The organism is Ancrocorticia populi, from assembly GCF_003123745.1.
Lineage (GTDB): Bacteria > Actinomycetota > Actinomycetes > Actinomycetales > Actinomycetaceae > Ancrocorticia > Ancrocorticia populi.
Map to the genome: position 1 here is coordinate 53,808 of NZ_QETB01000004.1, position 25,215 is coordinate 79,022.

Below are 25,215 nucleotides of genomic sequence, written 5' to 3' on the forward strand. Positions count from 1 at the left end.
TCCTCAGTCCCACTCAAGCCCACCGCGGCGCCACTCGTATACGAAGGGCACGGTGATCAAAACAATAAACGTGAGCATGGCAACCATGCCGAACATCCCGAGTTCCTCGAACGAAACTGCCCACGGATACAGGAAGACAACTTCGATATCGAAGATGATGAAGGTCATGGCCGTCAGATAGTACTTCACGGGGAATCGGCTGCTGGGGCCGGCGCTAGGCGTTGCCTCCACACCACATTCGTAGTTCTCCAGCTTGACCCGGTTATAGCGATTTGGGCTCAGAATCGCGCTCAACACTAGGCCAGCAATGGCCAAGAAGAATGCGGCAACGATCATCACCAGCAACGGAACGTATGCGTTCACCGGTTCTCCACCTGCTCTCTACCCTTACAACAAACTAACTGAATAATGTCACAGATCATGCTTTAGGGACCGCCTTCGCCAAAGCTGCGATTGTTCGATCCATCCAATCCCCACCGGTCCTGTCGTAGCAATCGGAGAGGAGTTTCATAACGAACCGCATGAGCGTGGGCCTCGGTAACCCATATTTCACGCACAGGTGCATGATCTCCGGGCGTTCAATTAGCGTGGCAAAAATCCGTCCGAGGGAGTAGTAGCCGCCCAGCTCATCGCGGATCATCCGCGGATATTCGGATACCGCCGCATCCATCGAACTTACCGTGGGCCGCGCTAATGCCTGACCGATTGAGTCAGCAGCCATCCTGCCTGACTGGAGTGCGTAGGCGATGCCCTCTCCATTGAATGGCGAGACCATTCCGCCCGCGTCTCCCACGAGAAGCAGACCATCCGCGTAGTGCGGCTTGCGGTTGAACGCCATGGGAAGCGCGGCTCCGCGCAGCTTGCCCACCTGATTCTCCTCGGTGAAGCCCCATTCTGCCGGCACATTCGCCATCCAATTGGCGAACATGGCCCGGTAATCCAGACCCGAGGGCTGCGCGTTGGAGGAAAGTGATCCTAGGCCAACGTTGACGAGGCCGTCTCCCACCGCGAAGATCCAACCGTATCCGGGCATGAGATCAGATGCGCCGGGTTTGCCTTCCCATAGTTCGAGGTGGGATTCCATCATCGAATCCTCGGCTTGTGGGGACTGGAAATAGGTCCGATAGGCAACGCCCATGGGGCGGTTCATAGCTTTCTGGCGGCCGACAGTTGTGGCCAAACGCGCAGACACTCCCCCGGCATCGATGATGAAGGGCGCGCGGTACTCGCGCGGTTCGCGCCCGGGGCCCGCCTTGGCAGTCACTCCAATAACGCGGCCAGTACGTTCATGGCGAATGGGCCCCGTCACCGTTACGCCCTCTTCTAGGCGCGCACCGGCCTCTTTGGCCTTCTCGATCAGTACATCGTCAAAAGTTTCGCGTGGTGCAGCTAGCCCGTAATTTGGCATGCTGGCAAGCTCTGGCCAGGGCACTTCTACGCAGTGTCCGCCACCGTATGTTCGCAGACCCGTATTGCGCGCCCACCCGGTGGTGTCCACTCCCATCCGGATTAATTCGGCTACGGCGCGCGGCGTGAGTCCGTCTCCGCAGATTTTGTCGCGGGGGAACGTGGCTTTTTCAACCACAAGTACGTCGTGTCCGGCCATTGCAAGATAGTAGGCTGCAGACGCGCCGGCTGGTCCTCCGCCGACGACGACGACTTCTGCCGCGTCCGTCATCTTGCCTCCATCTATCTCTTGCTGTGCTCGTGGCACACCGCTCCCATCTTACGCAGCGGGCTGAAGGGAAGAGAAACGAAAATGGGGCTATTTACGTCAGTGTTTCCTTTCGTAATAGGTAGGCGCGTGGCCTAGCCCACGCGGGTGGCGCGATGCAGCGCTACAATGCCCCCTGCGAGGTTACGATAACCGACGTTCCTCCAGCCTGCCCCTTGGATCTTCTCCGCTAGGCGTTCCTGATCCGGCCAGGCTTGGATCGATTCGATCAAGTAATCGTATGCCGCGTGGTCCGAGGAAAAGAGCTGGCTGAGTGCCGGCAGTGCGGTACCTAGATAAAAATTGTACAGAGACCTGAAGGGCGCCCATGTGGGCGTGGAGAACTCTGCCACCAGCAACTTGCCACCGGGCTTGGTGACCCTGAGCATTTCCCTCAGGGCTAGATCTGGATCGTTCACATTTCGCAGCCCATAGGAAATAGTTGTCACGTCGAAAGTCTCATCTTCAAAAGGCAAATCCATGGCATCGCCTTCAACAAACGTGAGCTCTGGATACCGCTTCCTACCCTCGCTAATCATCCCCTTGGAGAAATCGCACGCAACCACATCCGCGCCCCGGGCGGCGTATGCGGCCGATGATGTTCCAGTGCCCGCTGCCAGATCCAAGACCTTGATACCTGGACGAGCATCGATCGCCACGGTAACGGCCTCACGCCATACGCGCACCTGACCCATCGTCATCAGATCGTTCATGATGTCGTATCTTGCCGCGACCTCATCAAACATTCCGGCCACTTCCGTGGGCATCTTCTTCAGTGTTGCTCGGCTACTCATGGCTGTATTCAACCACGCTTACCTAACTCTGTGCCCCATGGCCTAGGCTGATACTCAGAAATGAGAGGAAGTTTCCCATGAGCGTTCCAATGATAATTCCACGAAATACCCGATTTTCTGGCAGGACGTGGCTCACCACGATCCTCGCCCCGATCATCGCATTAGTGGTGACCTATTTGCTCACGGTTGTCAGCCTCGCGCTCCTCCCAAGCCTCACGGATCTAGCTGGCCAAGAGGGCCTGCCAGATGAGGTTGACGAAATTGGAGCGATGTTGTTGGACAACCTGCAGGCCAACGTGCCAACGGTCTGGGAATCGGCCTTCCTCATGTTGGTGACTGCGCTTGCCACTCCCATCGCGATGACGATGACAATGGGCATGAATTATCCGTTCGGCGGGATTCCCGAGGAGCAGGTTTCGGTTGAAGCCACCTTGTGGGCGATGCCTCTGATGCTCACAGTGATCATCGCGTTAGTGATTGCGTGGGCACATCGGCGCGAAGGGCGAAAGATCCGGAACTCACAGCCGATGGTGTGGCTGCCAGCGCTTGTTACGGGAGCCGTGACGGCAGTGGCGGGCCTACTTCTGGCGCTCCCTAACATTATCGATGTGTCCCTGAATGACTTTTCTCTTACTGAATCGTTGGGATCCGAAATCCCGGGGGACACAGAGAACTTTGATATCACGCTCGATCTCTCGCTAGTGGTCTCCTCGAATGCCGCCATGGCCCTCGCTGGAGGCTTCGTCATTGGATTTGCTGCAGCGACGATCGGACGCCTCGCCAGTGCGCCCGCGAAGCGAGACACCTACCATCTCTCGTCCATCCCAACGCTTGGACCAACGGCCGTTCAAGCCATCAGAGTGACGCTGGGAACCCTTCTGGCTATTACTCTGGTTTCCGGCATTTACCTAACCGCCTATGCACTGTTCAAGCTCGAGGATGTGCCAGCCTCCATCTTGTTCGCGGTATTCCCGTACTTCGTCAACGTAGGAATTGTGGGCGTTATTGGGGCGCTGGGTGGATCCGGTTCGGCGATCATTTCGGAAGGCCAAGGAATGAGCGAAACGGACAGCGGGATACTCTTCACCGATGCCCCTTGGAACGTGCAGGTTCCTATGGTGCTCCTCATCGTCCTCATCGTGGGGCTTGCTGGAATTTGGTGGGCGCGAACCCGCGATCCACGATTCGAACGCAACTTCCTCGGACACTGCTTCGTCCCCGTTTCTTTCCTCGTGGCAGGGACTCTGACAATCGTTGCGAACAGGTTGGCCATGTCTGCATCAGCGAAGTTTGGCCCCGACTCCGAATCCATATCTGCCACGGTTCAACTGTCATGGTTGAGCATCCTATGGTTCACCGCCATGGGTGTCCTGATCGAGCTAATCGCCACAGTATCGCGGCCATCTGGACATCCTGCCCCTATCTATCCCCCCGCTCCGGCATATCCTGTTGGGCAGGCATACCCGGGCTACCCGGGCGGACCCGGATACCCGGCACCTCAGGCGCCGGTTCAGACGCAGGCTCAGGCTCCGGCACAGGGCCCAATTCAGAGCCAGGTTCCTGTTCAGCCACCTGCACAGCAGGCGCCAATGCCTCCAAACCAGACGCAGGTCCAACCGGCGCAACCGGACCAAACCACCGATCGGAACCCAGAGGACCCATCACATGAGTAGGCACGTATCTGATCTATTTGATCCTGCGGTGTGGCGGACAGTCGAGGAATTCGATTTCACGGACATTACCTATCACCGGGGCATCGGCCCGAACGGTGATCTCCCGGTGGTGAGGATTGCCTTCGACCGTCCCGAGGTTCGCAACGCCTTCCGCCCCGAAACTGTTGATGAGCTCTATACCGCGCTAGACCATGCCCGGCTCACCTCGGATGTTGCCGCAGTAATCCTCACCGGCAACGGGCCCTCCCCGAAGGACGGCGGCTGGGCGTTCTGCTCGGGCGGCGATCAGCGGGTGCGCGGACGCGATGGCTACCGCTACTCCGATGGGCAGAAGCCCGATCCCGCACGCGCCGGACGCCTCCACATCTTAGAGGTGCAGCGGCTCATCCGATCCATGCCTAAAATCGTCATCGCCGCCATCCCAGGTTGGGCAACGGGCGGCGGCCACTCCCTCGAAGTGGTGTGCGATCTGGCCATTGCCTCCAAGGAGCATGCCCGGTTCAAGCAGGTGGACGCCAATGTGGGGTCTTTTGACTCCGGGTACGGCTCGCAACTGCTGGCCCGCCAAGTAGGAGACCGCCGCGCCCGCGAGATCTTTTTCCTAGCACGCGAATACTCGGCGGAACAGGCCGAGGAGTGGGGCGCTGTGAACGAGGCTGTGCCCCACGCCGAGCTAGAGAAGAAGGCGTTGGAGTACGCAGCTATCATCGCCTCCAAGTCTCCTCAGGCCATCCGCATGTTGAAGTTCTCCTTCAATGCGCTGGACGATGGGATGGCCGGGATGCAGATGTTCGCTGGTGAATCAACGAGGCTTGCTTACATGACGGAGGAAGCGAGAGAGGGCCGCGACGCCTTCCTCGAGCGCCGCGCGCCCGATTGGTCCGATTTCCCCTACTATGCCTGACATACTGACCGCACCCACCCCAGCCGAGGTTGGCACGGCCCTTGAATCGTGGAACGGCGCCCTGGCGCTCACGCCGGCCGCGGCTGCAATCGCCGAGGCCCTAGAAACAGCATTGTCCGATCCGAGCAACACGGCTCTTCTCCCGGCCGAGCCCTACGCCATCATGCAAACATCGGGAAGCTCGGGGCAGGGCAAGCTCGTGGTGCTCCCGCGTTCCACACTCGCGTATTCCGCGAGGGCTACCAACGAGGCACTGGGAGGACCTGGCAACTGGGTGTGCGCCTTGCCCACCCATCACATTGCCGGGTTCCAGACGGTGGCCCGTCCACTCCTGACGGGCCACCGATTCTTCGACGCCGGAAAGGGAACACCTGACGAGCTTGCCAAGTGCGTAAGCGCGTTGGACGGCACCCGGACATATCTTTCTCTTGTTCCCACCCAGCTCAAGCGTCTCCTCGATTCCCCACACGCCGGGGCTGCGGCGGCCTTTTCGGCGATCCTCGTGGGAGGTGCCGGAACCGCGCCCGATCTTCTGGAACGCGGACGCTCGATCGGCCTGAACCTCGTCACCACATATGGGATGACGGAAACCTGCGGAGGCTGCGCCTACAACGGACGCCCAATCGGAGACACACAGATCACCACGGGCGCCCGCGGGCGGATCACCATCACTGGATCTGTCGTAGCCCATGGCTACCTCGGAGCTTCTCTCTTTTCTGGAGTGTTCCCTACAAATGATGCCGGCCACCTATCAGACGGTTTGTTGCGGGTGACGGGCCGGCTGGACCGGGCTATCACCACCGGCGGCCTCACCGTTTTGCCCGAACCGATCGAACGTGAGTTGGAGGGGCTGGGTGGCGGGGAAAACGTCGTCGTCGGTATTCCTGATCCGTACTGGGGTGAAAAACTAGTGGCGGTCACGGAAAACGCCCTCGGATCTCCCCGGGCGGAGCTGAAGCCGCTGGTTGAAGCCGTGCCCCAAGAATTCGTGACCGTGGCGGAACTGGGGATCGAAACGTTCCCGCGTCTCGACTCCGGCAAGCCCGACCGGGTCCGCCTCGAGAAGCTTCTCAGCCGCCGTGAAGAAGCCCGCCGCGCAACCGAGTAGGATGAACCCTCGTGGCAACTGTCAACGATTGGATCGAAGGGGCGCGGCTGCGCACACTCCCAGCGAGCGTGGCACCCGTCCTAGCCGGCACCGGAATCGCATTCTGGATGGGACACGGATCGGTGGTGCGAGGGCTTCTGGCCGCCGCCGTTGCACTCGCCTTCCAGGTAGGCGTCAACTTTTCTAATGATTATTCGGACGGGATCCGGGGAACAGACGATGTTCGGACGGGTCCCCCACGCCTAACCGGCGGCGGGAAGGCTAAGCCCTCCACGGTAAAGCGGGCGGCGTTCGCGTGCTTCGGCATCGGGTGCCTCGCGGGCCTCTGGCTTGTGGCGCTGGCCGGGGCGTGGTGGATGATCTTGGCTGGTGGCCTCGCGGTTGTCGCCGCGTGGTACTACACGGGCGGGCGGCATCCCTATGGATATATGGGGCTGGGCGAAGTTTTCGTCTTCGTGTTCTTTGGACTGCTCGCAACCGTAGGCACCACCTACACGCAGGCGCTTCACGTGACGTGGCACGCTTGGGTGAGCGCGATCGCCATCGGACTCATCGCGTGCGCACTACTCATGGTGAACAACATTCGCGATATCCCCACCGATTCTGTGGCCGGCAAAAACACGCTTGCGGTACGGCTCGGGGAGCTTCCCGCACGCCTCACCTATGATGCGATGATCACACTCCCCCTGATCATGGCACTCGCCTTTATCCCTGAACTTGGGTGGTGGTTGGCATTGCTGCTTCCCGCTGCTGGACTCGCAATACACAACCTTCTGCGGATTCACGCGCATCACGCCACGGGAAAGGCGTTGATCCCTGTGCTACGCGATACAGGATTCCTGGAGCTTGCCTACGGGGCTGGGCTTGGATTGGCCTTCGCGTTGGGCTAAGCCCGTGGGAATCCAAGCGATAGGTCTACTAGGATAAAGCCATGGCAAGGATTGTGCCCATCGTTTTGGCTGTTGCAGTGTGGATCTTCGCGATCATTGACTGTGCGCGTACCGACCGCTCTCTGATGCCCGGGCGGCTCTCCAAGGGCGCGTGGATGGCACTCGTGATTGTGCTTCCAGTGATCGGTTCATTCATCTGGCTATGGCTTTCTTGGAACACCAAGCACCCCGATGGCTGGGGCGATCTAGGTGGCGGGCCGCGCCGGCAGCCACCCCGCGGCCCCGTTGCCCCAGATGATGATCCTGACTTCTTAGCCCGCCTTGACGCGGAAAACCGCTTCCGTGAGTGGGAGCGCAAGCAGCGTGAGGGTGAAGAGGACGGCGGCGAAGTTTCCTCTTAGCGGGATTAAGCACCGTCGTCGTCCCAAAAAACCCTTACGGGGGCCGAACTAGGCGCCCTTGTTCTCGCTGGCCACTGAAACACCGGGCGTAACGTCGCGCGCTGTGGCGAGAAGCGCAGCAGCCGGTTCCTCGTAATCAACCGAAATGAGCTGGCGATCTATAAAGCTCAAGGTGGTAACTGAGCAAAGTGCACATTGCCGTTTGCGCGGGTCGTGGGCTAGCGACCATCCCTCCACGAAGCTGCGCATAGTCCAAATCGGCAGCTGATGAGACACCATGATGGCCTCGCCGCCGCTCGCGAGTGTGATCGCACGGCGGATCGCCGCCGAAAAACGATCGACGATCTCCGTGTAGGGTTCACCCCACGAGGGCTCAAACGGGTTGATATACCAGGGCCAGAACCTCGGAGAGGCGAGGATCAAGCGATTCTTGTTGACGTTAATGCCCTCGAAGTTGTTGCCTGCTTCGATGATCCGGTCATCGGTCAGAATGGGAAGTCCCATGGCTCTGGCGGTTGGGGCCGCTGTCTCGCAAGCACGCTCGAGGGGCGAGGCGATGATGGTGCGGATATCGTGCCCGTCAAAATGCTCGGCTACTTTCCCAGCCATCGAATGGCCGAGCTCAGTCAGATGGAAGCCAGCCTGGCGCCCATAGAGTTCGCCAGAAGGATTATCTACCTCTCCGTGGCGCACCAGATGGACTTGCGTGAAGTCGCTCATTCGTTTTCCTCACTGTCGCCGCTGTTGTCTTCACCGAGTAGTTCGCAGAGCTTACCAAACTGGAGCATCTTCTCATGGCCGAGCTTATCCACGATGTGATTGCGAACGGATTGAACGTGGATCGGGGCGATATCGGCGAGGAACTTATACCCCTTCTCCGTCAGTGAGCAGTTCACCCCACGCCGATCATCCTCAGCTGCCGAACGAGCCACAAGGCCTTCGCCTTCGAGCCTGCGTACCGTGTGGGTCAGCCGAGAACGCGAATGAACCAACCCTTCGGCCAGCGTGGACATCCTCAGTGTGTGGCCGGTAGTTTCGGACAGTCTAGAGAGCACCTCGTATTCATTGAGCGAGATCCCGGCTTCCTCAATCAGATCATGGTTCAGAGCCTCGGTCAGAGTGGCCGTTGCCCGCAAATATTGGCGCCAGGCGTGCTGCTCGGCTGAATCAAGCCATTGAAACTCTTCCATTTGGTCCATCTCAGAGTTGGTCCCTCTTAAAAATTCATACGCAAAGGGCCCGGATTCCCGGGCCCTTCATGCTACTTCTTATTACGACGCTGATGGCGAGTCTTACGAAGAAGTTTGCGGTGCTTCTTCTTGGACATACGCTTACGGCGCTTCTTGATAACGGAACCCACGGATTACCTCCGGACGTTGGAAAGAGGGGCATCCCCTCATAGGAACAGTGATTATCGTACAGGCTAGCTAAGCCCCGATGGAACTTCAGAGCATGGGGAAACACGCCACATTAGGCTACTCGCCAGCGGCGCGCTGATCCTCGGGCGCGTCAAACGAACCGAGTAGCTCTTCAACGGCGGATTTGGGCACACGGTAAGAGTTGCCCACTCTGACCGCCGGTAAATCGCCTGAATGTACCATTCGATACACAGTCATACGCGAAACGCGGGTCAGCTCGGCCACTTCAGCCACAGTATAAAACTGAGGTGCGGAGCGCGGAAGCTGTGTCATTAATCCGTCCTGATCAACCCATCAACTAGGTCCGGCGTTCAGCCGGAACAATGCAACGATACATGACTCACGGCAAATTAGCCCGTACTTCTTGCGGAGTGGATCAATCCGCTCACTTCCTGACGGCGGAAAACCGGCTGTGTCCTTGAGCAGCCAAGTATGAACCAAAGGTGGACCAAAGGTGACTTCCTTCCGCGGACTTGCTGAGTACTCTAGTGCTTATGCGGGAAACACATAATGCACCGATCGCCCCGCTGCCACACCCATCCGTGTGGCAGCGGGGCCGCGATTGGGTTGATCACATTGCTCGTGAATCTCCCGCGCGCCTTGCGATGGCAGTGTTCGCGATTATCATCCTGACACTCACCGTCCTGCTCCAGATTCCTGCCGCCACAACTACCGGACAGCGGGCCCCCCTGATCGATTCCCTGTTCACCGCCACCTCTGCGGTGTGCGTGACCGGCCTAGTCACCGTAGACACCGCAGTGTTTTGGTCCCCGCTAGGACAGTTTTTCATCGCGATTGGCATGATGGTGGGCGGCTTGGGCGTCATGACGCTCGCCTCGATCCTCGCCACGGCCGTATCTCGACGTATTGGGCTGACCCAGCGGTTCCTCACCGCCGAAGAAACACACACGGGGCTTGGTGAGGTTGGTTCCCTAGTCCGCGCAGTTGTAGTTGTTTCGCTGTCCGCTCACGCCATTCTCTTCGTCGCCCTGATCCCCTTCTTCCTCCGTCAGGGAGAAGCCCTCCTCATGGCCTGCTGGCACGCCTTCTTTATGGGCGCTTCCATCTTCAATAATGGCGGTTTCGTCATTATGCCGGAAGGTTTGGCACCCCACGTAGGCGATTGGAGCCTCACCATTCCCATCATGCTGGGAACCGTCGTGGGCGCCATAGGTTTCCCCGTCATCCTCGATATGTGGCGCAACAAGCGCCGGACCTCGCGCTGGAATCTCACGACAAAGATCTCGCTCGTAACCTATGGCACGCTGTGGATCCTGGGCTTCCTCGCCATCGGGCTCCTCGAATGGGGCAACTCCTTCCAAGACCTCTCCGTGTCCGAAGGAGTGAATGCGGCCCTGCTGCAGTCCACCACTGCACGATCGAGCGGTTTGGCCACGGTACCCATCGAATCCATGCACGAGAGCACATGGTTCGTACTGGACGCGCTGATGTTCGTGGGCGGCGGATCGGCTTCTGCTGCCGGTGGTATCAAGATCACCACCCTTGCCGTGCTGGTTCTAGCCATCGTGGCCGAGGCCCGGGGCGATCGCGATACCGAGGCCTTCGGCAAGCGCCTCCCACCGGACGTCCTCCGCCTCGCGATCGCGGCCACCTTCTTGGGAGCCAGCTTGGTTGGCTTTGGTACCCTAGCCCTCCTCCAGATCACGGGCCTGCCCTTAGGCAACGTCCTCTTTGAGGTCATCTCCGCCTTCTCCACCTGCGGGCTTTCCACTGGTATCACGCCTGAGCTTCCTGACGCAGGTAAGGGAGTACTCGTATTCATGATGTTCGCCGGGCGCGTTGGAACCATGACGTTGGCGGGAGCATTGGCACTTCGCAACCGCCGGCGCGTTGTACGCTTACCCGAAGAGCGTCCGGTCATCGGTTAGGAGAATTCATGGCGCAGGATGATGGAGCTGCCCTCATTGTGGGGCTGGGACGATTCGGATCGGCCATCGCCTCAACGTTGGATAATCTGGGCCGCGAAGTACTGGCAATCGAACGCAACCCCGATATCGTTCAGCGCTGGTCCCACCGCTTCAGGATCATAGAGGCCGATGCCACCAACCTGGACGCCCTCGAGCAATCCGGCGCCGGCGAATTCTCCGTTGCAGTTGTTGGAGTTGGCACCCAGATAGAATCCTCCGTGCTAGTTACCGCGAACCTCGTGGATTTGAAGATCCCTCAGATCTGGGCCAAAGCCATTACTCGTTCACACGGGCGGATCTTGCGCCGAATCGGTGCACATCACGTTGTTTATCCCGAGTACGATGCCGGGGCGCGCGTTGCCCACATGGTCTCCGGAAAGATGCTTGACTACATCGAAATGGAAGACGGCTTCTCCATCATCAAAATGCACCCACCTCGGGATATCCAGGGCTTCACCATCGGGGAATCACGCATCCTCGAACGCTTCGGCGTCACCATCATCGGTGTAAAATCCCCCGGCCAACCCTTCGAGTACACCAGCCCGGAAACACGTGTGAGCCCCGAGGACATCATCATCGTTTCGGGGGACTCCAGCCTCCTCGAAGCCTTTGCCAACCGCTAGGGTGCCTAGGCAGTTCGCGCGTTCTTAAAGGACGACGACGGTTCCCCTGCCAGAGTTCTCATGTTTCCCTTTTCCAAGCGCTGGCGAACCTCACACATGCGTCTACAAAATACCGCTTGTCAAAACTTGACAAATCGAAATTCAACTTGACCATGAACGATCCCCTCTGGTTTTATAAATGGGTGGCTCGGGCCTGACTATGAAAGTTGGCACCACCTGAACCCAAGGAAGGGACAAACATGAAAAAAGGCATCAGGTCGCGAATCTGCGCGCTTATGTCATTGACGTTGGCAATACCGGTGGGGTTGGCTGCAGTTGCTCCAGCAACTTTTGCCGACACGGTGAAAGCCTCACAAGACGTACCGTTCGTTGTTGACGCTCAAAGTTTGAACGGTCAAAATGGCGCCGCGGGATCCCTTGATCTGACTGCTGTTGGCGACCTCGACTGGGTCCACATCACGGGAGACCAGACCAACCGCAAGGCCGGCGCTGACCTCATTGAGGTCAGCAGTCTCAACACCGACCGAGCAGTCGGGACCACCGGCGATAGCCCAATGAAGTATGTGTGGTCAGACGGTGATCCCACGACCTCGACTGACGGGGTGACCTCAGCAGGAGTGTTCTTCCAGAACCCGAAAGAAGGTAAATCTGGCGGATATGAAGTGACGATCCCGAAGTCTGATTCTTGGCGCGAAATGCGGCTAATTGGGGGGCTCTGGCAAACGACCGCAGAATTGAGAGTTGAGGCTACGTCAGATTCTGAGCCATCCTACGTCGAGGCGCTCTCGGCCGGAGGGTCACCAGTCGTCAAGGACTACACCGTCCTCATTGCCCCTGGGGAAGGGCTATCCTTCACCGTCGAGACTCTTGATGGTGTTACCGTCGATGGAAACGCTTCACTCGCCGCTGTGGCGCTAAGCGAGGTTGATTTCGAGGCAACCGAGGCCAGCATCACCAACTCTGCTGCCCCGGACCATATCGACTTGACTGATCTAGGCACGGTGGACTGGCTGCATCTAGATGGCGCGAACTCCGATCATAAGGCCTCCGGTGGCGAAACGATTACGGTCCAGAATCGGTCTGGCGATGAAATCGATCCAATTTCGGCTTCAGATCATCCGGTTGCCTTCTCTTGGTCTGATGGCGATCCGACGGAGTCAGCTGACCAAGTTCGTAGTGGTGGCGTATTCTCCGCGCATGACGTGGCCGACGGAGAGCCTCGCGGCTTCGATCTCGATTTCACCTCCTCGGATGAGGCACGTCTGGTGACGTTTGTTGCCAGCTCTTGGAACGCCAACGTAGAGCTGAGCCTTTTTCTCGACGACGAATCCGCAGCATCCGCCTCGGACACAAGCTTGCAGTCAAGCAATGACGCCTCATACGCACGGCAGTTTGAGATTGAGATTCCAGCTGGTGTGTCCGCAAAGGTAACAGCACAAATAGCCTCAGCGAACCATGACTGGGCAAACATCGCACTAGCTGGAATTGCCGTGTCAGAGCCGGACACAAGAGATGAACTTCAGAAACTCCAAGACCTGTTGGACGATGCCAAGGAAATGAGCCCGCTAACCAGTTCCGAGCTCACAGCGACACAGCTCAAGGCGGTCATCGACTCCACTGAATCCCTACTCAATGGAGGGCCTTCGAGTGATGAGATCTCGGCACAATTGCGGATGCTGACGCTGGCCTACAACGCAGCTGCGAATGCCGGAGGTTCCTACACTTCGGCCACCAATCCCGGCCTTACTTCTTCATTTGGCTGGGAGGGAGACCGGCACGCGCCGATCGCCTATATCGATGGCTCATACCTCCTTCGCGATCGTGACGACCTTATGATCACCTTCGGAATTCCTTCAATCCCGGGGAAGATCGATTGGTACAACGCCGAAGACTATCTCCCCGCGTTCGTCTCCGAGTATGAGAAAGCAGGGATGGAGTTCACGCTCCAAAGTTTCGCGAACGAAGCAACGATCAGCGACAACCGGTACGAGATCGCATACTCGCGAATGACTGTGAAGAACACAAACAATAGCGAGATGCGACTTCCAGTGGTCAGCTCCGAGTTGGTCCCTCTCAATGAGGGGGCTAGCCGTACCACGATTGGTGCCGGCGACTCCGTGACGATGGACTTCGCGATTGCAGCAGATCGGTTCAATGGGACGTACGAATGGCCTTCCACCGAGCAGGTTTCGGCTCAGGGTTCTTATGATGAGAACTACGCTGAGATGAAGACCTATTGGAATGAGCGAATCGATGGTAATGACGGACTCAAAGGTATCGCCTCAATAAACGAGTTACCGAATGAGGATCTCATCAACGCCTATAAGGCTGGATACATCTACACGCTGATCATTCGCGATGACATAGAGAAGGAGAAGCGGCTCCATGTGGGCGAGAACGGCTACGACGAAATGTTCGATCATGACACGATAGGCATCGTCGCATCGTTGCTAACCATCGGCGATTATACAGACGCCAAAGACTATCTGCTTACGTTGCCTGCTCAGTTGCAGTATGACGATGCAAAGTGGAAGTACTCATGGCCGTATGCTCTCTATTTGCAGCGGACCGGTGACCAAGACTTCATCAAGCAACAGTTCGAGACTATCAAGACGAACACTCATAACGTTGAGACAGATCGTATTGATGACGGTACGGGTGTCATCAAAAAAACCGATGCTATCGATAGCCACGGGTACTGGACGATCGACAATTGGTCAGCTCTCGCCGGATTGACTACCTATGGCTGGATCGCCGAACAGGTCGGTGAGGCTGAAGAGGTCCAGTGGGCCAAAGACCAGTACGAATCGCTGCTCGAGGCTACGAACGCACAGCTGGGTGAAACCATTGAGAAGTACGGTCTGGACTACATTCCAATGTCGATGGTTGAGCCGAACGAAGATGGCCCCCGTAGCGATCCCCGCGACGGCAACTGGGCATCGATGTTCCTGTTCGGCCGCTGGGGTTGGGATGGCTACTTATTCGGTGCTGAGCAATCTGGCTTGATGCTGGATTGGATAGACCAGACCTACACCTATGGCTTTGAACGACGCGCAAACGAAGGTGCCTCGGATACTCTCTACAATTTTGGTGGCTACCCGCATGGGTTTTTCTCCAGTGCGTACAACGCCGGTTACGGGAGTGCAGGGCTACGCGGCGAAGACCATCGCGAGGCAGGAATTCGTGGCTATGAGTTTATGATCAACGAATCCCAAAGCGGTCCATTTGGCTGGTGGGAAGGCGTCGACTACCCGAACCCGAGTTCACCTTGGTCGATTGACCATGCCGCCGGTGGTGGCGGTTCAAACCAGCACATGTGGGGTCAATCCACAGCTACGAAGGTTCTCTTCGATTCACTGATCGCATTGAAGACGGATGGCACGGCGATTATTGGGCGTGGCGTCCCGGTTGAGTGGATCGCCGATGGTGAGGTTATCGATATCGATAACTACCCCGTCAACGACGGCGGCCGGGTCGGCTACAAGATGGCAACAAGTGGCAACAAGGTCAGGGTTGATTTCTCTGGCGACACAGACAAGGTTGATCAGTTCTCGATCGAGCTGATGGCCCTGCGGGACAATATCTGCTCCGTTGAGGGTGAGGGTGCTGAGTACGATCTTGAAGCCGGAGTTGTGACCGTCCCGAGTTCGACCCAGAAGGTCGTCATCACAACGGGCACTGACTGTGAGGACCCAACGGATCCGACGGACCCGCCGACCGATGAACCAACGGACGAACCAACTGACGAGCCAACGGACGGCCCGACCGATGGGTCCACTGATGGCCCAACCGATGGTTCCACTGACGGACCCACGAATGGCTCTTCTGACGAGCCTTCAGACGGTTCGAGCACCGCAACCGCTGATGACAACGGCTCCCTTCCCAACACGGGATTTGGTGGAGCTGCTCTCGCCCTGGTTGCGTTGACGTTGCTCGCAGCCGGAGCGCTCGTGGTGCGAAGGTCCAGGTCTATGCGCAGCTAACCGGTACTAGGAAAAAGACCCAGCCGTTACGTAACGGTTGATTCTGATGGCGGCCGTGGCTCCCGTATTACGGGGAGCTACGGCCGCCATTCTGTCCAGCGAACCGAATCTGGGCCGAATCACCTCTCGCGCCTTCCTTTTCCCACCAAACTCAAGACGCCGCACCCATTCGATGGGGACCAATTTCAGCTCCTAAACACCACCGGCGCCAATAGACTGGTGAGGGAAAGACGAGCACGCATTTGGTACAGAGGACACGTTAAGAGGGACATCATGACAGATTTCGATCCACTGGCATATATCACGATGATCATGGAGACCTTCTACCCCATCGGCGCTGACCCCACGGGTGGTGTCACCCGCCTTGGGTATTCGGAGGTGGAGGATGAGATGCACGCGGCAGCCACGGCGATCGCCGAAGCCGAAGGCTACGTGATCGAAACGGATCCGGTGGGCAACCTCTATTTCTCGCTCGCTCCCTCGGATGAGTACTACCTCGTGGCCTCACACCTAGATTCGGTGAAGAACGGTGGCCGCTTCGATGGCATCATCGGGGTTGCCTCGGGCATGTTGTTACTCAAGATGGTCAAGGAGGAAGGGAGCGACCTACCGGTCAAGGTAGGCATCTTCCGCTGCGAAGAATCCACGAACTTCATGAAAGCCACGCTGGCCAGTTCTCTCATCACGGGAAAGTTCAACGAATCGGACTTCACCGCTCTCACCGCACGGGACGGCCGCACCCTCAAGGAAATCTTCGAGCAGCGCGGCCACAGCCTCGAACTCAATCAGATCCAGGGCGTGAAGGAGTACCTCGAACTGCACATCGAGCAGGGCCGGATGCTCGAAGCCAACAACCAGCGTATCGGCGTTGTCACATCCATCGCCGGCAATAACCGCCTCAAGGTCCACCTAGAGGGCCTCGCCGAACACTCCGGCGCCACACCGATGATCATCCGGCAGGACGCGTTGTGCGCCGCGGCGGAGATCGTGTTGGCCGTGGAAAAGATTGCCAAGGACGATCCGATGCGCACCTCGGTTGGAACTGTCGGCGTTCTGGAGATCACCCCGGGATCAATGAACGTGATCCCGGGAGGCGTTGATATGGCCATTGATCTGCGCGATGGCGATAACGCACGCATCGCCCACATGCGCACCGAAGTGGAGGCCGCGATCGGGCAGATCTGCGAAGCGCGATCGATCCAAGCAGATGTGCGCCTAGTCTCCAGCTCCCCCGCAGTCACCCTAGATCAGAACGTCATCCGCGGCCTCGTCAAGGCCACGGAGCAGTTCAAGGTTCCGTTCCAGGAGATGCCGAGCGGCGCCGGCCACGATGCGATGAACTTCGCCGATCTATGCCCTACCGGAATGGTATTTATCCCCTGCGCGGGCGGTATCAGCCACAACCCCGAGGAAAGCGCGGACTACGCGGACGCCGTGCTAGGCACCCGGATAATGCTCAAGTACCTCGCCGAGATTGCGTGAGAGGGTATTAGTTTCAACGACGACGAATTCTCCGCTCTGGCTGTACTGACCGGAGACAACAGCTCAGTGTTCGCTGGTGGATCCGAAGTCGCTCGTGAGCCAGTCCTCAATCGAGCGCCACATGAATCTTCTGGGGCTACGCGGTCCAACGGAGGTTGCCACCTCCTGCATGCGGTCAAGGCGGAAGATGCGCCAGTCCTCGCGCGTAAGGTCGTAGGCGATGAGGTACCAACGTTGCTGTCTTAAGAGATGTCGATACGGTTCCACTGTGCGGTGTGAACGGTCACCATACTGGTCAGTGTAGTCAAAGATGAGTCGCGAACCGGCCGCGACGGCGTCGGCGATCTTCCCCACTACATTCCAGTCCACGGACTCCGGAGGTTTCCGAGAGACCTGTGTCGAGAGGGCCACCGCTGCGGCGCGCTGTTGCAGCTTTCTGGGCAGCACTTGCTCAAGCTTGGTCCGTGCGGTCGCAGCGGTGGCGTCGTCGGGCGACCACGCTTCGAGAACCAGCAGGCCCGTAATAATCGTTGAAACCTCGTCCGCTGTGAGCAGCAACGGCGGAATCTTCATGCCCGGCCGCAACACGTATCCGGCACCGGGGCCCGGGCGGGACCGGACGTCGTAACCCATGTCGCGCAGACGCATGGTGTCCCGGCGCACGGTCCGTTCGCTGACTTGCAGGCGATCCGCCAGCTCGCGACCGTTCCATTCACGGCCGGACTGGAGCAGTGCCAGCAAACTAAATGATCGTGTGGTTGGGGTGTCCATGGACCCATAATCTCAAAAGATGCGGCCAGAAACAGACCGGATCTACATCTAACATGGAAGTAAATACGAATGGAAGAGAGGAAGCACTATGAAGATCGCCATCACGACCCCACAAGGCAACGTTGGTCAACATCTGACGCGCATGCTTATCCGGGCTGGAGTTAGACCGCTGTTGCTCACACGTCACCCGGAAAACATCCCCACTTCCGTTGCAGAGTATGCGGATCTGGTGGAAGCAAACTCGTTTGACCCAGAGCAGATCGTGACTGCCACGGCTGGTGTCGATGCCATCTATTGGGTCGATCCACCGGCTTTCTCGTTAGACCCGCTGGAAGATTATCATCACGCGACCGAGTCCATCGCCGCTGCAGTCGAGAGGAACCGCATCAGACGAGTGGTGTTCCAGAGCAGTGTTGGCGCGGAAAAACGTCACGGTGCGGGCGAAATCGATGGCTTGGCCGAGACGGAACTTGCTCTCGATGCCTGCGAGGTGGACGTCACTCACCTTCGTTGCGGCTTTTTCTTCACCAATTTGCTGTTGGACTTGGCGTCGATCAGATCAGGCTGCCTCCAGAGCGTACTACCAACCGACTTCCCAATGGGCTGGGTAGCCCCGCGAGATATTGCCGAAGTAGCAGCGCTGATCCTGCTAAATCGCGACTGGAGCGGACGCCACGTACGGGCCGTTCACGGCCCTGAGGATCTGACATGGTCTCAGGTCGCAAGCATCCTTTCAGAAGAGCTCGGCAGGGAAATCCGAGTCGAGCACATCGGCGATGTCCAGATGCGTGAACAGTATCTTCAGGCAGGGATGCCACCAGCTATGGCCGAGGCAATCCTTGGGATGTCCATCGGTCTGCGCGAGGGGTTCGTACCCGAACAAAATCGCACCCTGCTGACCACAACACCAACGAATCTGCGTGGTTGGATTCGTGAGGATCTCACCCCCGTTCTCTGAAGGGATTCACAATAAACTCCCAACAACAGGCCGCCCCAATCAGTACATTTGGGCTCTCTCTTGACCCAAAAAGCGAGGGTTCGGCCCGGAAGCAACACACTTCCAGACCAAACCCTCGCACCGTCAAGAGATGGGCGTCCTCCCTATCCGAAGATGAAAACACCCGCCATCATGGTGATCCACCCTACCGCCATGACGGGGATGGTTCGCTTCACAACATCGATCGGGTTTACCCCAGCCATACCGGCAACCACGATCACCACACCAGCGATTGGTGACATGGATCGGCCAACGCCGGAGGAGAGCTCCATGGGAAGGGCCAGATTCACGGTTGGCTGGCCCACGGAAGCAGCTACCTGAGGAGAAAGCGGCCCGAAGGCAAGCCATGCAGCGTTGCCCGAACCAGTCACGATGGCAGCCCCGAGGATCACCAGCGAGAGCACGATCGCCATTCCTGCAAGGCCAAAGTTGGCACCTTGGGCAGTCTCGATCACAGTATCGATAAAGCCGATTTGAATGAGTCCCTCGGCGAAAATCTGACCAGCAATAACCAAAGAAACCACGTTAGCAAGCTGACGGCCCATGCCCTCGAAGAAGATCTTCAGGGTTCCGAGGCCTTCGGAAAGGCTACCGATACGAATCGTCTCGCAGATCAGCGCGAATAAAGTACAGATGATCATCGCGGTGATGACGTCTAGGGTGATGGAGCTGACCACGAACTCCGAGAAGACGATCACGAGGATGAGTGGCAGGAGAGGCATCAGGGCGTACCACTTGGGCGCGTCAGGGATATCCTCAGTTTGCGTCTGAGCAGCGCCGTCACCAGATTCTAGAAGGGAATGAACATCAATGCTGGAAGCAGGAGGCACTTCCTTGCCTTGAGCAACCAGTTCCCGGCGGCGCTCTTCTTCGGCCAGTGCAGCCTTCACAATGGCGTTAGACGAGCCCACAGGAACCTGAATTTCCGTTCCTGGCATCGTCCCTTGACGCTTATCGAACCAGTATTGAACCGCCATGTGCATAAGAGCAATTACCACCACGGTCAACAGCACAACTGGTCCCTGATAGCTCACGAAGAATACCTGCACGGACATGTCGGATAGGTCTGCCGCAAGATTCGAGTTCGCCGATGACGGCCCGATGTCCAAGCAGGATGCCGTAGCAATCACGCCTGCGGCGGAAAGCCGCGAGATCCCGATGGAAATCAGCAGCGGGTATACCGTAACCATGAGGAGCATGGCTAGCCCGGCGGCAGAAGGAATAACGATGCAGAGGGCCTGTCCCAGAATATAGGTCAGCCCCAAGATGAGGTATGGCCTCTTGACCTTGGACAGAGGCTTCGCGGCAAGCTGCACAAGCGCGTTCGATGCGCCGATCTTCTCCATATACAGGGCGAAGCCACCCACAGCCATGATCGTCAGGCCCAACCCAGAGAAGGTATCCGACATGGTGATCCGGATCAGATCGAAAACATCTAACCAAGCTGACCCGGTGGTGGTCTCCTCATCGAGAATCTGAGAACTCTGAATCGGAATAGAAAGAAAAATCATGACCAAGCCGGATATCAGCAAGACGGCTTGCGGATAGTAGCGCTTGATCACCAAATAGGCCGTGATAACGATCATCACTAGCCCGATAATTATCGAAAGCATGACGGAATCGCTCCCCCTAAATAGAACAGTGGTGGTATTTACGTGAATGTCTTCACGCTACCAACTACGTTGTGGACCCCGTGGGGAATGGACGCGTTGCCGCGCGGATTCTCGCACCACACCTGCCCTCTTTTTCTCACCGTAGGACCTTCAACCTACCCGTCCCAAACTGCCTCCCCGAGTCCTCCATTTACCTATCCTCCAGCATGACCAGATCCTGATTCTCTCCCACAAATTCCATACATTTTGCGAGAATGGAACAGTACCCGCAGAGCGCACCACGCGAGCGCGGCCTGTGGAGAAAACAGAGAACTAGCGCTCATGATAGAGCCTCCACGCGCCACCAGGCTGGCGTACACGTATGGGCCAGTCAGGCGCACCAAGAAAGGGATCGAATAACACAATGAGTACTATGATCGATGATCGGCGTACATTACATCTGCGCCCCGAAACAGGCTTCTGCGAGATCGAAACGGCCGCTTACATTTATGAGCGCCTCGAGTCCCTGATGGATCCTTCAGCTGGCGATAGCATCACCACCGGCGATGATGTAATTGATACCGCCGCAATTCCCGGCCTCACGCAAGCTCAGTTAGATGCAGCGGCGGCACGCGCCCTTGAGCACGGTACTCCGAAGGAACTCGTGGAGAAGTTCTCCAACGGCCGCACAGGAATAGTGGCTGAGATCAAGGGCAATCGCCCCGGCCCGGTGATGGGCCTGCGCACGGACATCGACGGCCTCGGTGTCACCGAATCAGACTCCGAGAGCCACGTACCCACGGCCAAGGGGTTCGTCTCTGAACTTGTTGGCGTGATGCACGCCTGCGGCCATGATGGCCACATCTCCGTGGCGCTAGAGCTAGTCAAGCGACTGACCGAAAACCGCGATTTCCCAGGTTCCTTCCGCATCATCTTCCAGCCGGCGGAAGAGGGCGTGCGCGGAGCGATGGTCACGAAGGCCTCCGCAACAGACGGCGTGGATATCATGCTGGGCATGCACCTCGGCCTTAGCCTCAAGGTAGGCGAGGTTGGTGCCGGAACACACGGCCAGCTCGCCACGGAAAAGACCCAGATTGATTTCACCGGCGCTCAGGCTCACGCGGCAATGGCCCCGGAGCAGGGCCGTAATGCTCTTCTGGCGGCTTGCTCCACCGCCTTGACACTGCACAGCCTCCCCCAGCGAGCTGATGCCAACACCCGTCTGAATGTTGGCGTCCTCAACGCTGGCAGCGGCCTCAACATCATCGCCAACCACGCGACGATGAACGTGGAATACCGCTCGGATACGCGCGAGGTCCTAGCCGATCTCAAGAAGCGAGTCGCCGCAGTTGTTGCGGGTAATGCTCAGGCATACGGCGTGGAATCGGAGATCACGCCGCTGGGTCAGGCAACCACGCTCCTGTGCGATCAGCCAGTGATCGATAAGTGTGTCAAGGCTGCCGAGGGAGTTGCTGGACTAGAAAAGTGCGAGGACACCGTGCTGTTTGCCGCGAGCGACGATGTCTCAATCTTCATCGAGCGTGTGCAAGACAACGGCGGTGAAGGCACGTTCCTCGTAGTGGGCTGCTCCAGCCCCGGCCCGCATCATTCGGCCACATTCGATATTGACGAGCGCGCGCTTCCGATCGCAGCCGATTGGATCGAGAACATCGCCCGGTCCTAGTTTATTAACGACGACGATGCCCTCCCCGCGCTCGGGCTCACAGCTTCGGGAACGCGGGGAGGGCCTATGAGAGGCCACCCCTGAAAATTGTCTCCGCTCATGTGGGCACGATCCCCATTAGGTCATCGATGCGCAACGCATACATTGACTTCTCCAAGATGGACAGCTCGATTCTGGCGTTGGTCAGTGACGTTATTGTTGATGGCAAGCCGCTAGTTGGCTACGGATTCAACTCGAATGGCCGGTACAACGCGAGCCATATTATTGAGGATCGCCTACTGCCGCGCCTGTTCGCAGCGGCCCCGGCCGAGCTCCACAACGATTCCGGCGAATTCTCCCCATCTTTGGCATGGGACGTCATGATGCGTAATGAGAAGCCGGGCGGTCACGGCGAGCGATCGGTTGCCGTGGGCGTTGTTGACATGGCCCTGCATGATCTGGTGACCAAGGCCGCGGGCGTTCCACTCTACCGGTGGATCTCGGATCACTACGGGGACGGGCATCCGGACGATTCCGTGTTCGTGTATGCCGCGGGTGGCTACTACGCGCCGGGAAAGACGCTCACGGATCTTCAAGATGAGATGCGCCGATTCCTCGATTCTGGCTACAACGTGGTCAAGATGAAGATTGGTGGAACGGACCTGACCGAGGATCTCAAGCGCATAGATGCCGTTATTGAGGTCCTCGATGGCGATGGCTCCCGATTGGCGGTGGACGTGAACGGCAAGTTCGATCTATCCACCGCGCTCGAATACGCCCAAGCAATCGAACCGTACCACCTCTTCTGGTACGAGGAGGTGGGTGATCCCCTCGATTACTCGCTCAACGCCACGCTGGCAGAGCACTATCCTCATCCCATCGCCACCGGAGAGAACCTCTTCTCGGTTCAGGACGCTCGCAACCTGCTGAGGTATGGCGGCATGCGCCCGGATCGCGACTACATTCAAGTGGATCCGGCCCTCAGCTACGGCTTGGTCGAATACCTTCGGGTTCAAGAAGCACTGAAGCAACACGGCTGGTCATCCAAGCGATGCATCCCCCACGGCGGACACCAATTCTCTTTGCATATCGCTGCGGCTCTGCATCTGGGAGGCAACGAATCGTACCCCGGAGAATTCCAGCCCACGGGTGGATTTACGGACGACGCGGTGATTCGTGACAGTCACGTGAGCCCCGGCGAACTGCCCGGAATCGGCTTAGAAGGTAAGGCGGAGTTCTATCGCCACTTGCACGCTCTGCACGAATAGGAACGAAATTCGTCGTCGTTCAAACGCCTAAATCGTGACCGTTGAAGAAATCTCCGCGGTACGCGAGGCGGGAAGCGAAACGGTCCACTGGGGCGAGGCACTCATACGGGACAACAACACGAAGCCGTGCTTCCACCAGTGGCAACCGCTTTTGGTGGCCGTGACTTTCAGGTGGGAGAGCATGAAATAGGCACAGTCCAGATTCCACGATCGCAGACCAAGTTGCTTCTGGCCGGCGGCCAAAGTCTCTTCAACGTCGCGAGTATCCATGAAGCCAAAGCGCAAGGTCACGTGAGATACTCCGGAGATTGGCGATTCAAAGCGATCAATGGTCATGCGCTCGTTTAGGGGAACCCGGGGAACCGGCATGGTCTTCAGGGACACAATCACCACGTGATCGTGCAGCGAATGATTAATCATCGTGTTGAGCTTGAGGGATCTGGGCGTCGTAGAGATCATCGAATGCGGATAAATGGCAGTGCCTGGAATGCGCCGAACCGGGTGCTTAGCAACATTATCGAGGAACTCCTTGAGAGTTCCTTCCTGGTCCTTGCGCGCCCGTGTCACGAGCCGCTCGCCTCGATTCCACGTGATCATCATGAACATCATCGTGAGCGCCACGCCCAAGGGAAGCCATCCACCGGTGGAAATCTTGGAAAGATTAGCCGCGAACATCGGCCATTCGATCGTGGCAAGACCCACTGCGAGCCCTGCCGTTGCCCATGCCGGCCACTTCCAACCCACACGCGTGAGCACAACCAAAAGGAGCGAGGTGATGACGAAATCGGTGGTGACGGCCAAGCCATAGGCACCGGAGAGGCGGTCAGAATCCTGGAATACCAGCACCACCACCGCCACCGCGCCGTACAACAGCATGTTGACCGCGGGCAGGTAGATCTGGCCGGCCGCTGATTCCGAGGTGTGGACAATCCGCAGATGAGGCAGGTAGCCCAACCGGGACGCTTGACGAGCGATCGAGTAGGCCCCGGAAATCACGGCCTGAGAGGCGATCAAAGTTGCAATAGTTGCCATGATGACCAGCGGAATCGTGAGACTTGATGGCACAAGATGGAAGAATGGGTTGGCCAGATGCGATTCGTCCTCGATGAGGAGCGCGCCCTGCCCGAGGTAGTTGAGGATCAGGCACGGGAGCACCACCCCGATCCACGTCAGTTGAATTGGGGTGCGGCCAAAGTGGGAGACGTCCGCGTACAGAGCCTCTGTCCCAGTCACGGCCAGCACGATCGCACCCATCATGACGAAGGCGGCCGCCGGATGCAGGATAAGGAACTGAACGGCAACTGTGGGCGAAAGCGCCATGAGCACACTGGGGTTCTGGATGACGTGCGGAAGCCCAGCAAGCGCGAGGCCGATGAACCACACCACCATCAGCGGGCCGAAAACCCGCCCCACCTTGGAGGTACCGGACTTCTGGATCGCGAAAAGTGCCGTCAGGATCGCCAACGCAACAGGTAGAACCACGTTTGGCATGTCTGGGAAGGCCACTTCCAAACCCTCGATAGCGGAAAGTACGGAGATCGCCGGTGTAATCACCGAATCGCCGAAGAAGAGCGCAGCGCCAAACACGCCGAGAAGTCCCATCAGCTTCAGCAGGCGGCCCGGCTTGAGCATCCCGCACACCAGCGTGGAAAGCGCGAGGATACCACCTTCGCCATCGTGATCCGCGCGCAGAACGAACACGACGTATTTGACAGTCACAATCAGCAATAGCAGCCAGATGATGCAAGAGACCACGCTCAGGATGTTCCTGTCTGTCAACGCCACTGCACCGCCGCCAACGGTGAATACAGTGCGCATCACATAGAGAGGGCTAGTTCCGATATCCCCAAACACAACGCCGAGTGCACCCACACCCAGCACCGCCGTTCTTTTCACGGCTGGACGCGATAGCTTTTGAATCACGAACCGGAATCGTACGCTCGGACGAGAGCTAGAAGTAGGGACTCTTCCTGTGGTTCGCATCACTGAATTTTGGCTTAGCGAAT

Annotated in this window: 22 protein-coding genes; 12 read left to right on the forward strand and 10 right to left on the reverse strand. The window is 58.1% G+C overall.

The window, feature by feature from the left end; genetic code table 11:
* Window positions 1-3: 3 nt before the first annotated feature.
* From DD236_RS07390 to DD236_RS07400, 3 genes are all read right to left on the reverse strand, one after another.
* Window positions 4-363, reverse strand: coding sequence for an NADH-quinone oxidoreductase subunit A (locus DD236_RS07390; RefSeq protein WP_109093754.1), 360 nt, complete (start codon window positions 361-363; stop codon window positions 4-6).
* Window positions 364-418: 55 nt separating this feature from the next.
* Window positions 419-1,678: an NAD(P)/FAD-dependent oxidoreductase gene (locus DD236_RS07395; RefSeq protein WP_109093755.1), complete on the reverse strand. Its 1,260-nt coding sequence runs from the start codon at window positions 1,676-1,678 to the stop codon at window positions 419-421.
* A gap of 131 nt (window positions 1,679-1,809) precedes the next feature.
* Complete coding sequence (locus tag DD236_RS07400; RefSeq protein WP_109093756.1) at window positions 1,810-2,508, reverse strand: demethylmenaquinone methyltransferase; 699 nt, start codon at window positions 2,506-2,508, stop codon at window positions 1,810-1,812.
* A gap of 77 nt (window positions 2,509-2,585) precedes the next feature.
* Here DD236_RS07400 and DD236_RS07405 point away from each other — a divergent pair, with 77 nt between their 5' ends.
* The 5 genes from DD236_RS07405 to DD236_RS07425 are packed head-to-tail and all read left to right on the forward strand — an operon-like array spanning window position 2,586 to window position 7,484.
* Window positions 2,586-4,181, forward strand: a complete 1,596-nt coding sequence (locus DD236_RS07405) for a hypothetical protein (RefSeq protein ID WP_109093757.1) — start codon at window positions 2,586-2,588, stop codon at window positions 4,179-4,181.
* Complete coding sequence (locus DD236_RS07410; protein ID WP_109093758.1) at window positions 4,174-5,085, forward strand: 1,4-dihydroxy-2-naphthoyl-CoA synthase; 912 nt, start codon at window positions 4,174-4,176, stop codon at window positions 5,083-5,085. Before DD236_RS07405 ends, DD236_RS07410 begins: the two co-directional genes overlap by 8 nt.
* Window positions 5,078-6,193 (forward strand): AMP-binding protein, encoded by a 1,116-nt coding sequence (locus DD236_RS07415; protein ID WP_109093759.1) that lies wholly within the window; start codon window positions 5,078-5,080, stop codon window positions 6,191-6,193. The genes DD236_RS07410 and DD236_RS07415 overlap by 8 nt, the downstream gene beginning before the upstream one ends.
* 11 nt (window positions 6,194-6,204) lie before the next feature.
* Window positions 6,205-7,083, forward strand: a complete 879-nt coding sequence (locus tag DD236_RS07420; RefSeq protein ID WP_109093760.1) for a 1,4-dihydroxy-2-naphthoate polyprenyltransferase — start codon at window positions 6,205-6,207, stop codon at window positions 7,081-7,083.
* A gap of 41 nt (window positions 7,084-7,124) precedes the next feature.
* Entirely contained in the window at window positions 7,125-7,484 is a 360-nt protein-coding gene (locus tag DD236_RS07425; RefSeq protein WP_109093761.1) for a PLD nuclease N-terminal domain-containing protein, read from the forward strand.
* A 48-nt stretch (window positions 7,485-7,532) separates the two neighbouring features.
* Here the strand turns inward: DD236_RS07425 and DD236_RS07430 are convergent, their stop codons facing one another.
* The 4 genes from DD236_RS07430 to DD236_RS07445 form a co-directional block, all read right to left on the reverse strand.
* Window positions 7,533-8,204, reverse strand: a complete 672-nt coding sequence (locus DD236_RS07430) for a histidine phosphatase family protein (protein ID WP_109093762.1) — start codon at window positions 8,202-8,204, stop codon at window positions 7,533-7,535.
* The gene (locus tag DD236_RS07435; protein ID WP_207785745.1) at window positions 8,201-8,674 is read right to left on the reverse strand and encodes a MarR family winged helix-turn-helix transcriptional regulator; all 474 of its coding nucleotides are present in this window, start codon (window positions 8,672-8,674) and stop codon (window positions 8,201-8,203) included. Before DD236_RS07435 ends, DD236_RS07430 begins: the two co-directional genes overlap by 4 nt.
* Window positions 8,675-8,745: 71 nt before the next feature.
* Window positions 8,746-8,844, reverse strand: coding sequence for a 30S ribosomal protein bS22 (locus DD236_RS07440; RefSeq protein WP_005504750.1), 99 nt, complete (start codon window positions 8,842-8,844; stop codon window positions 8,746-8,748).
* A gap of 115 nt (window positions 8,845-8,959) precedes the next feature.
* On the reverse strand, window positions 8,960-9,175 hold the full coding sequence (locus tag DD236_RS07445; protein WP_109093764.1) for a helix-turn-helix domain-containing protein: 216 nt from the start codon (window positions 9,173-9,175) through the stop codon (window positions 8,960-8,962).
* Window positions 9,176-9,396: 221 nt separating this feature from the next.
* Here DD236_RS07445 and DD236_RS07450 point away from each other — a divergent pair, with 221 nt between their 5' ends.
* The 4 genes from DD236_RS07450 to DD236_RS07465 all read left to right on the forward strand — a co-directional run bounded on the left by DD236_RS07450 (window position 9,397) and on the right by DD236_RS07465 (window position 16,918).
* The gene (locus DD236_RS07450) at window positions 9,397-10,791 is read left to right on the forward strand and encodes a TrkH family potassium uptake protein (protein WP_109094076.1); all 1,395 of its coding nucleotides are present in this window, start codon (window positions 9,397-9,399) and stop codon (window positions 10,789-10,791) included.
* Between the two features lie 8 nt (window positions 10,792-10,799).
* Window positions 10,800-11,453, forward strand: a complete 654-nt coding sequence (locus DD236_RS07455) for a potassium channel family protein (protein ID WP_109093765.1) — start codon at window positions 10,800-10,802, stop codon at window positions 11,451-11,453.
* A 239-nt stretch (window positions 11,454-11,692) separates the two neighbouring features.
* Window positions 11,693-15,436 carry a PT domain-containing protein gene (locus DD236_RS07460; RefSeq protein ID WP_133246078.1) on the forward strand — a complete coding sequence of 1,248 codons (3,744 nt, stop codon included), beginning with the start codon at window positions 11,693-11,695 and terminating at the stop codon, window positions 15,434-15,436.
* Window positions 15,437-15,709: 273 nt separating this feature from the next.
* Complete coding sequence (locus DD236_RS07465) at window positions 15,710-16,918, forward strand: M20 family metallo-hydrolase (protein WP_109093767.1); 1,209 nt, start codon at window positions 15,710-15,712, stop codon at window positions 16,916-16,918.
* Window positions 16,919-16,981: 63 nt separating this feature from the next.
* Here the strand turns inward: DD236_RS07465 and DD236_RS07470 are convergent, their stop codons facing one another.
* Window positions 16,982-17,689, reverse strand: coding sequence for a helix-turn-helix transcriptional regulator (locus DD236_RS07470; protein ID WP_109093768.1), 708 nt, complete (start codon window positions 17,687-17,689; stop codon window positions 16,982-16,984).
* A gap of 88 nt (window positions 17,690-17,777) precedes the next feature.
* Between DD236_RS07470 and DD236_RS07475 the strand changes: the two genes are divergently transcribed.
* A complete protein-coding gene (locus DD236_RS07475) occupies window positions 17,778-18,647 on the forward strand; it encodes an NmrA family NAD(P)-binding protein (RefSeq protein ID WP_109093769.1) in 870 nt (289 codons plus the stop codon).
* Window positions 18,648-18,790: 143 nt separating this feature from the next.
* Here the strand turns inward: DD236_RS07475 and dcuC are convergent, their stop codons facing one another.
* A complete protein-coding gene (gene dcuC / locus DD236_RS07480; RefSeq protein ID WP_109093770.1) occupies window positions 18,791-20,299 on the reverse strand; it encodes a C4-dicarboxylate transporter DcuC in 1,509 nt (502 codons plus the stop codon).
* A gap of 403 nt (window positions 20,300-20,702) precedes the next feature.
* Here dcuC and DD236_RS07485 point away from each other — a divergent pair, with 403 nt between their 5' ends.
* Both DD236_RS07485 and DD236_RS07490 read left to right on the forward strand, forming a co-directional pair.
* On the forward strand, window positions 20,703-21,962 hold the full coding sequence (locus tag DD236_RS07485) for an amidohydrolase (protein ID WP_109093771.1): 1,260 nt from the start codon (window positions 20,703-20,705) through the stop codon (window positions 21,960-21,962).
* Window positions 21,963-22,090: 128 nt separating this feature from the next.
* On the forward strand, window positions 22,091-23,209 hold the full coding sequence (locus DD236_RS07490) for an enolase C-terminal domain-like protein (RefSeq protein ID WP_207785746.1): 1,119 nt from the start codon (window positions 22,091-22,093) through the stop codon (window positions 23,207-23,209).
* A gap of 27 nt (window positions 23,210-23,236) precedes the next feature.
* Here the strand turns inward: DD236_RS07490 and DD236_RS07495 are convergent, their stop codons facing one another.
* Window positions 23,237-25,105 carry a potassium transporter Kup gene (locus DD236_RS07495; RefSeq protein WP_243410075.1) on the reverse strand — a complete coding sequence of 623 codons (1,869 nt, stop codon included), beginning with the start codon at window positions 25,103-25,105 and terminating at the stop codon, window positions 23,237-23,239.
* Window positions 25,106-25,215 lie beyond the last annotated feature (110 nt).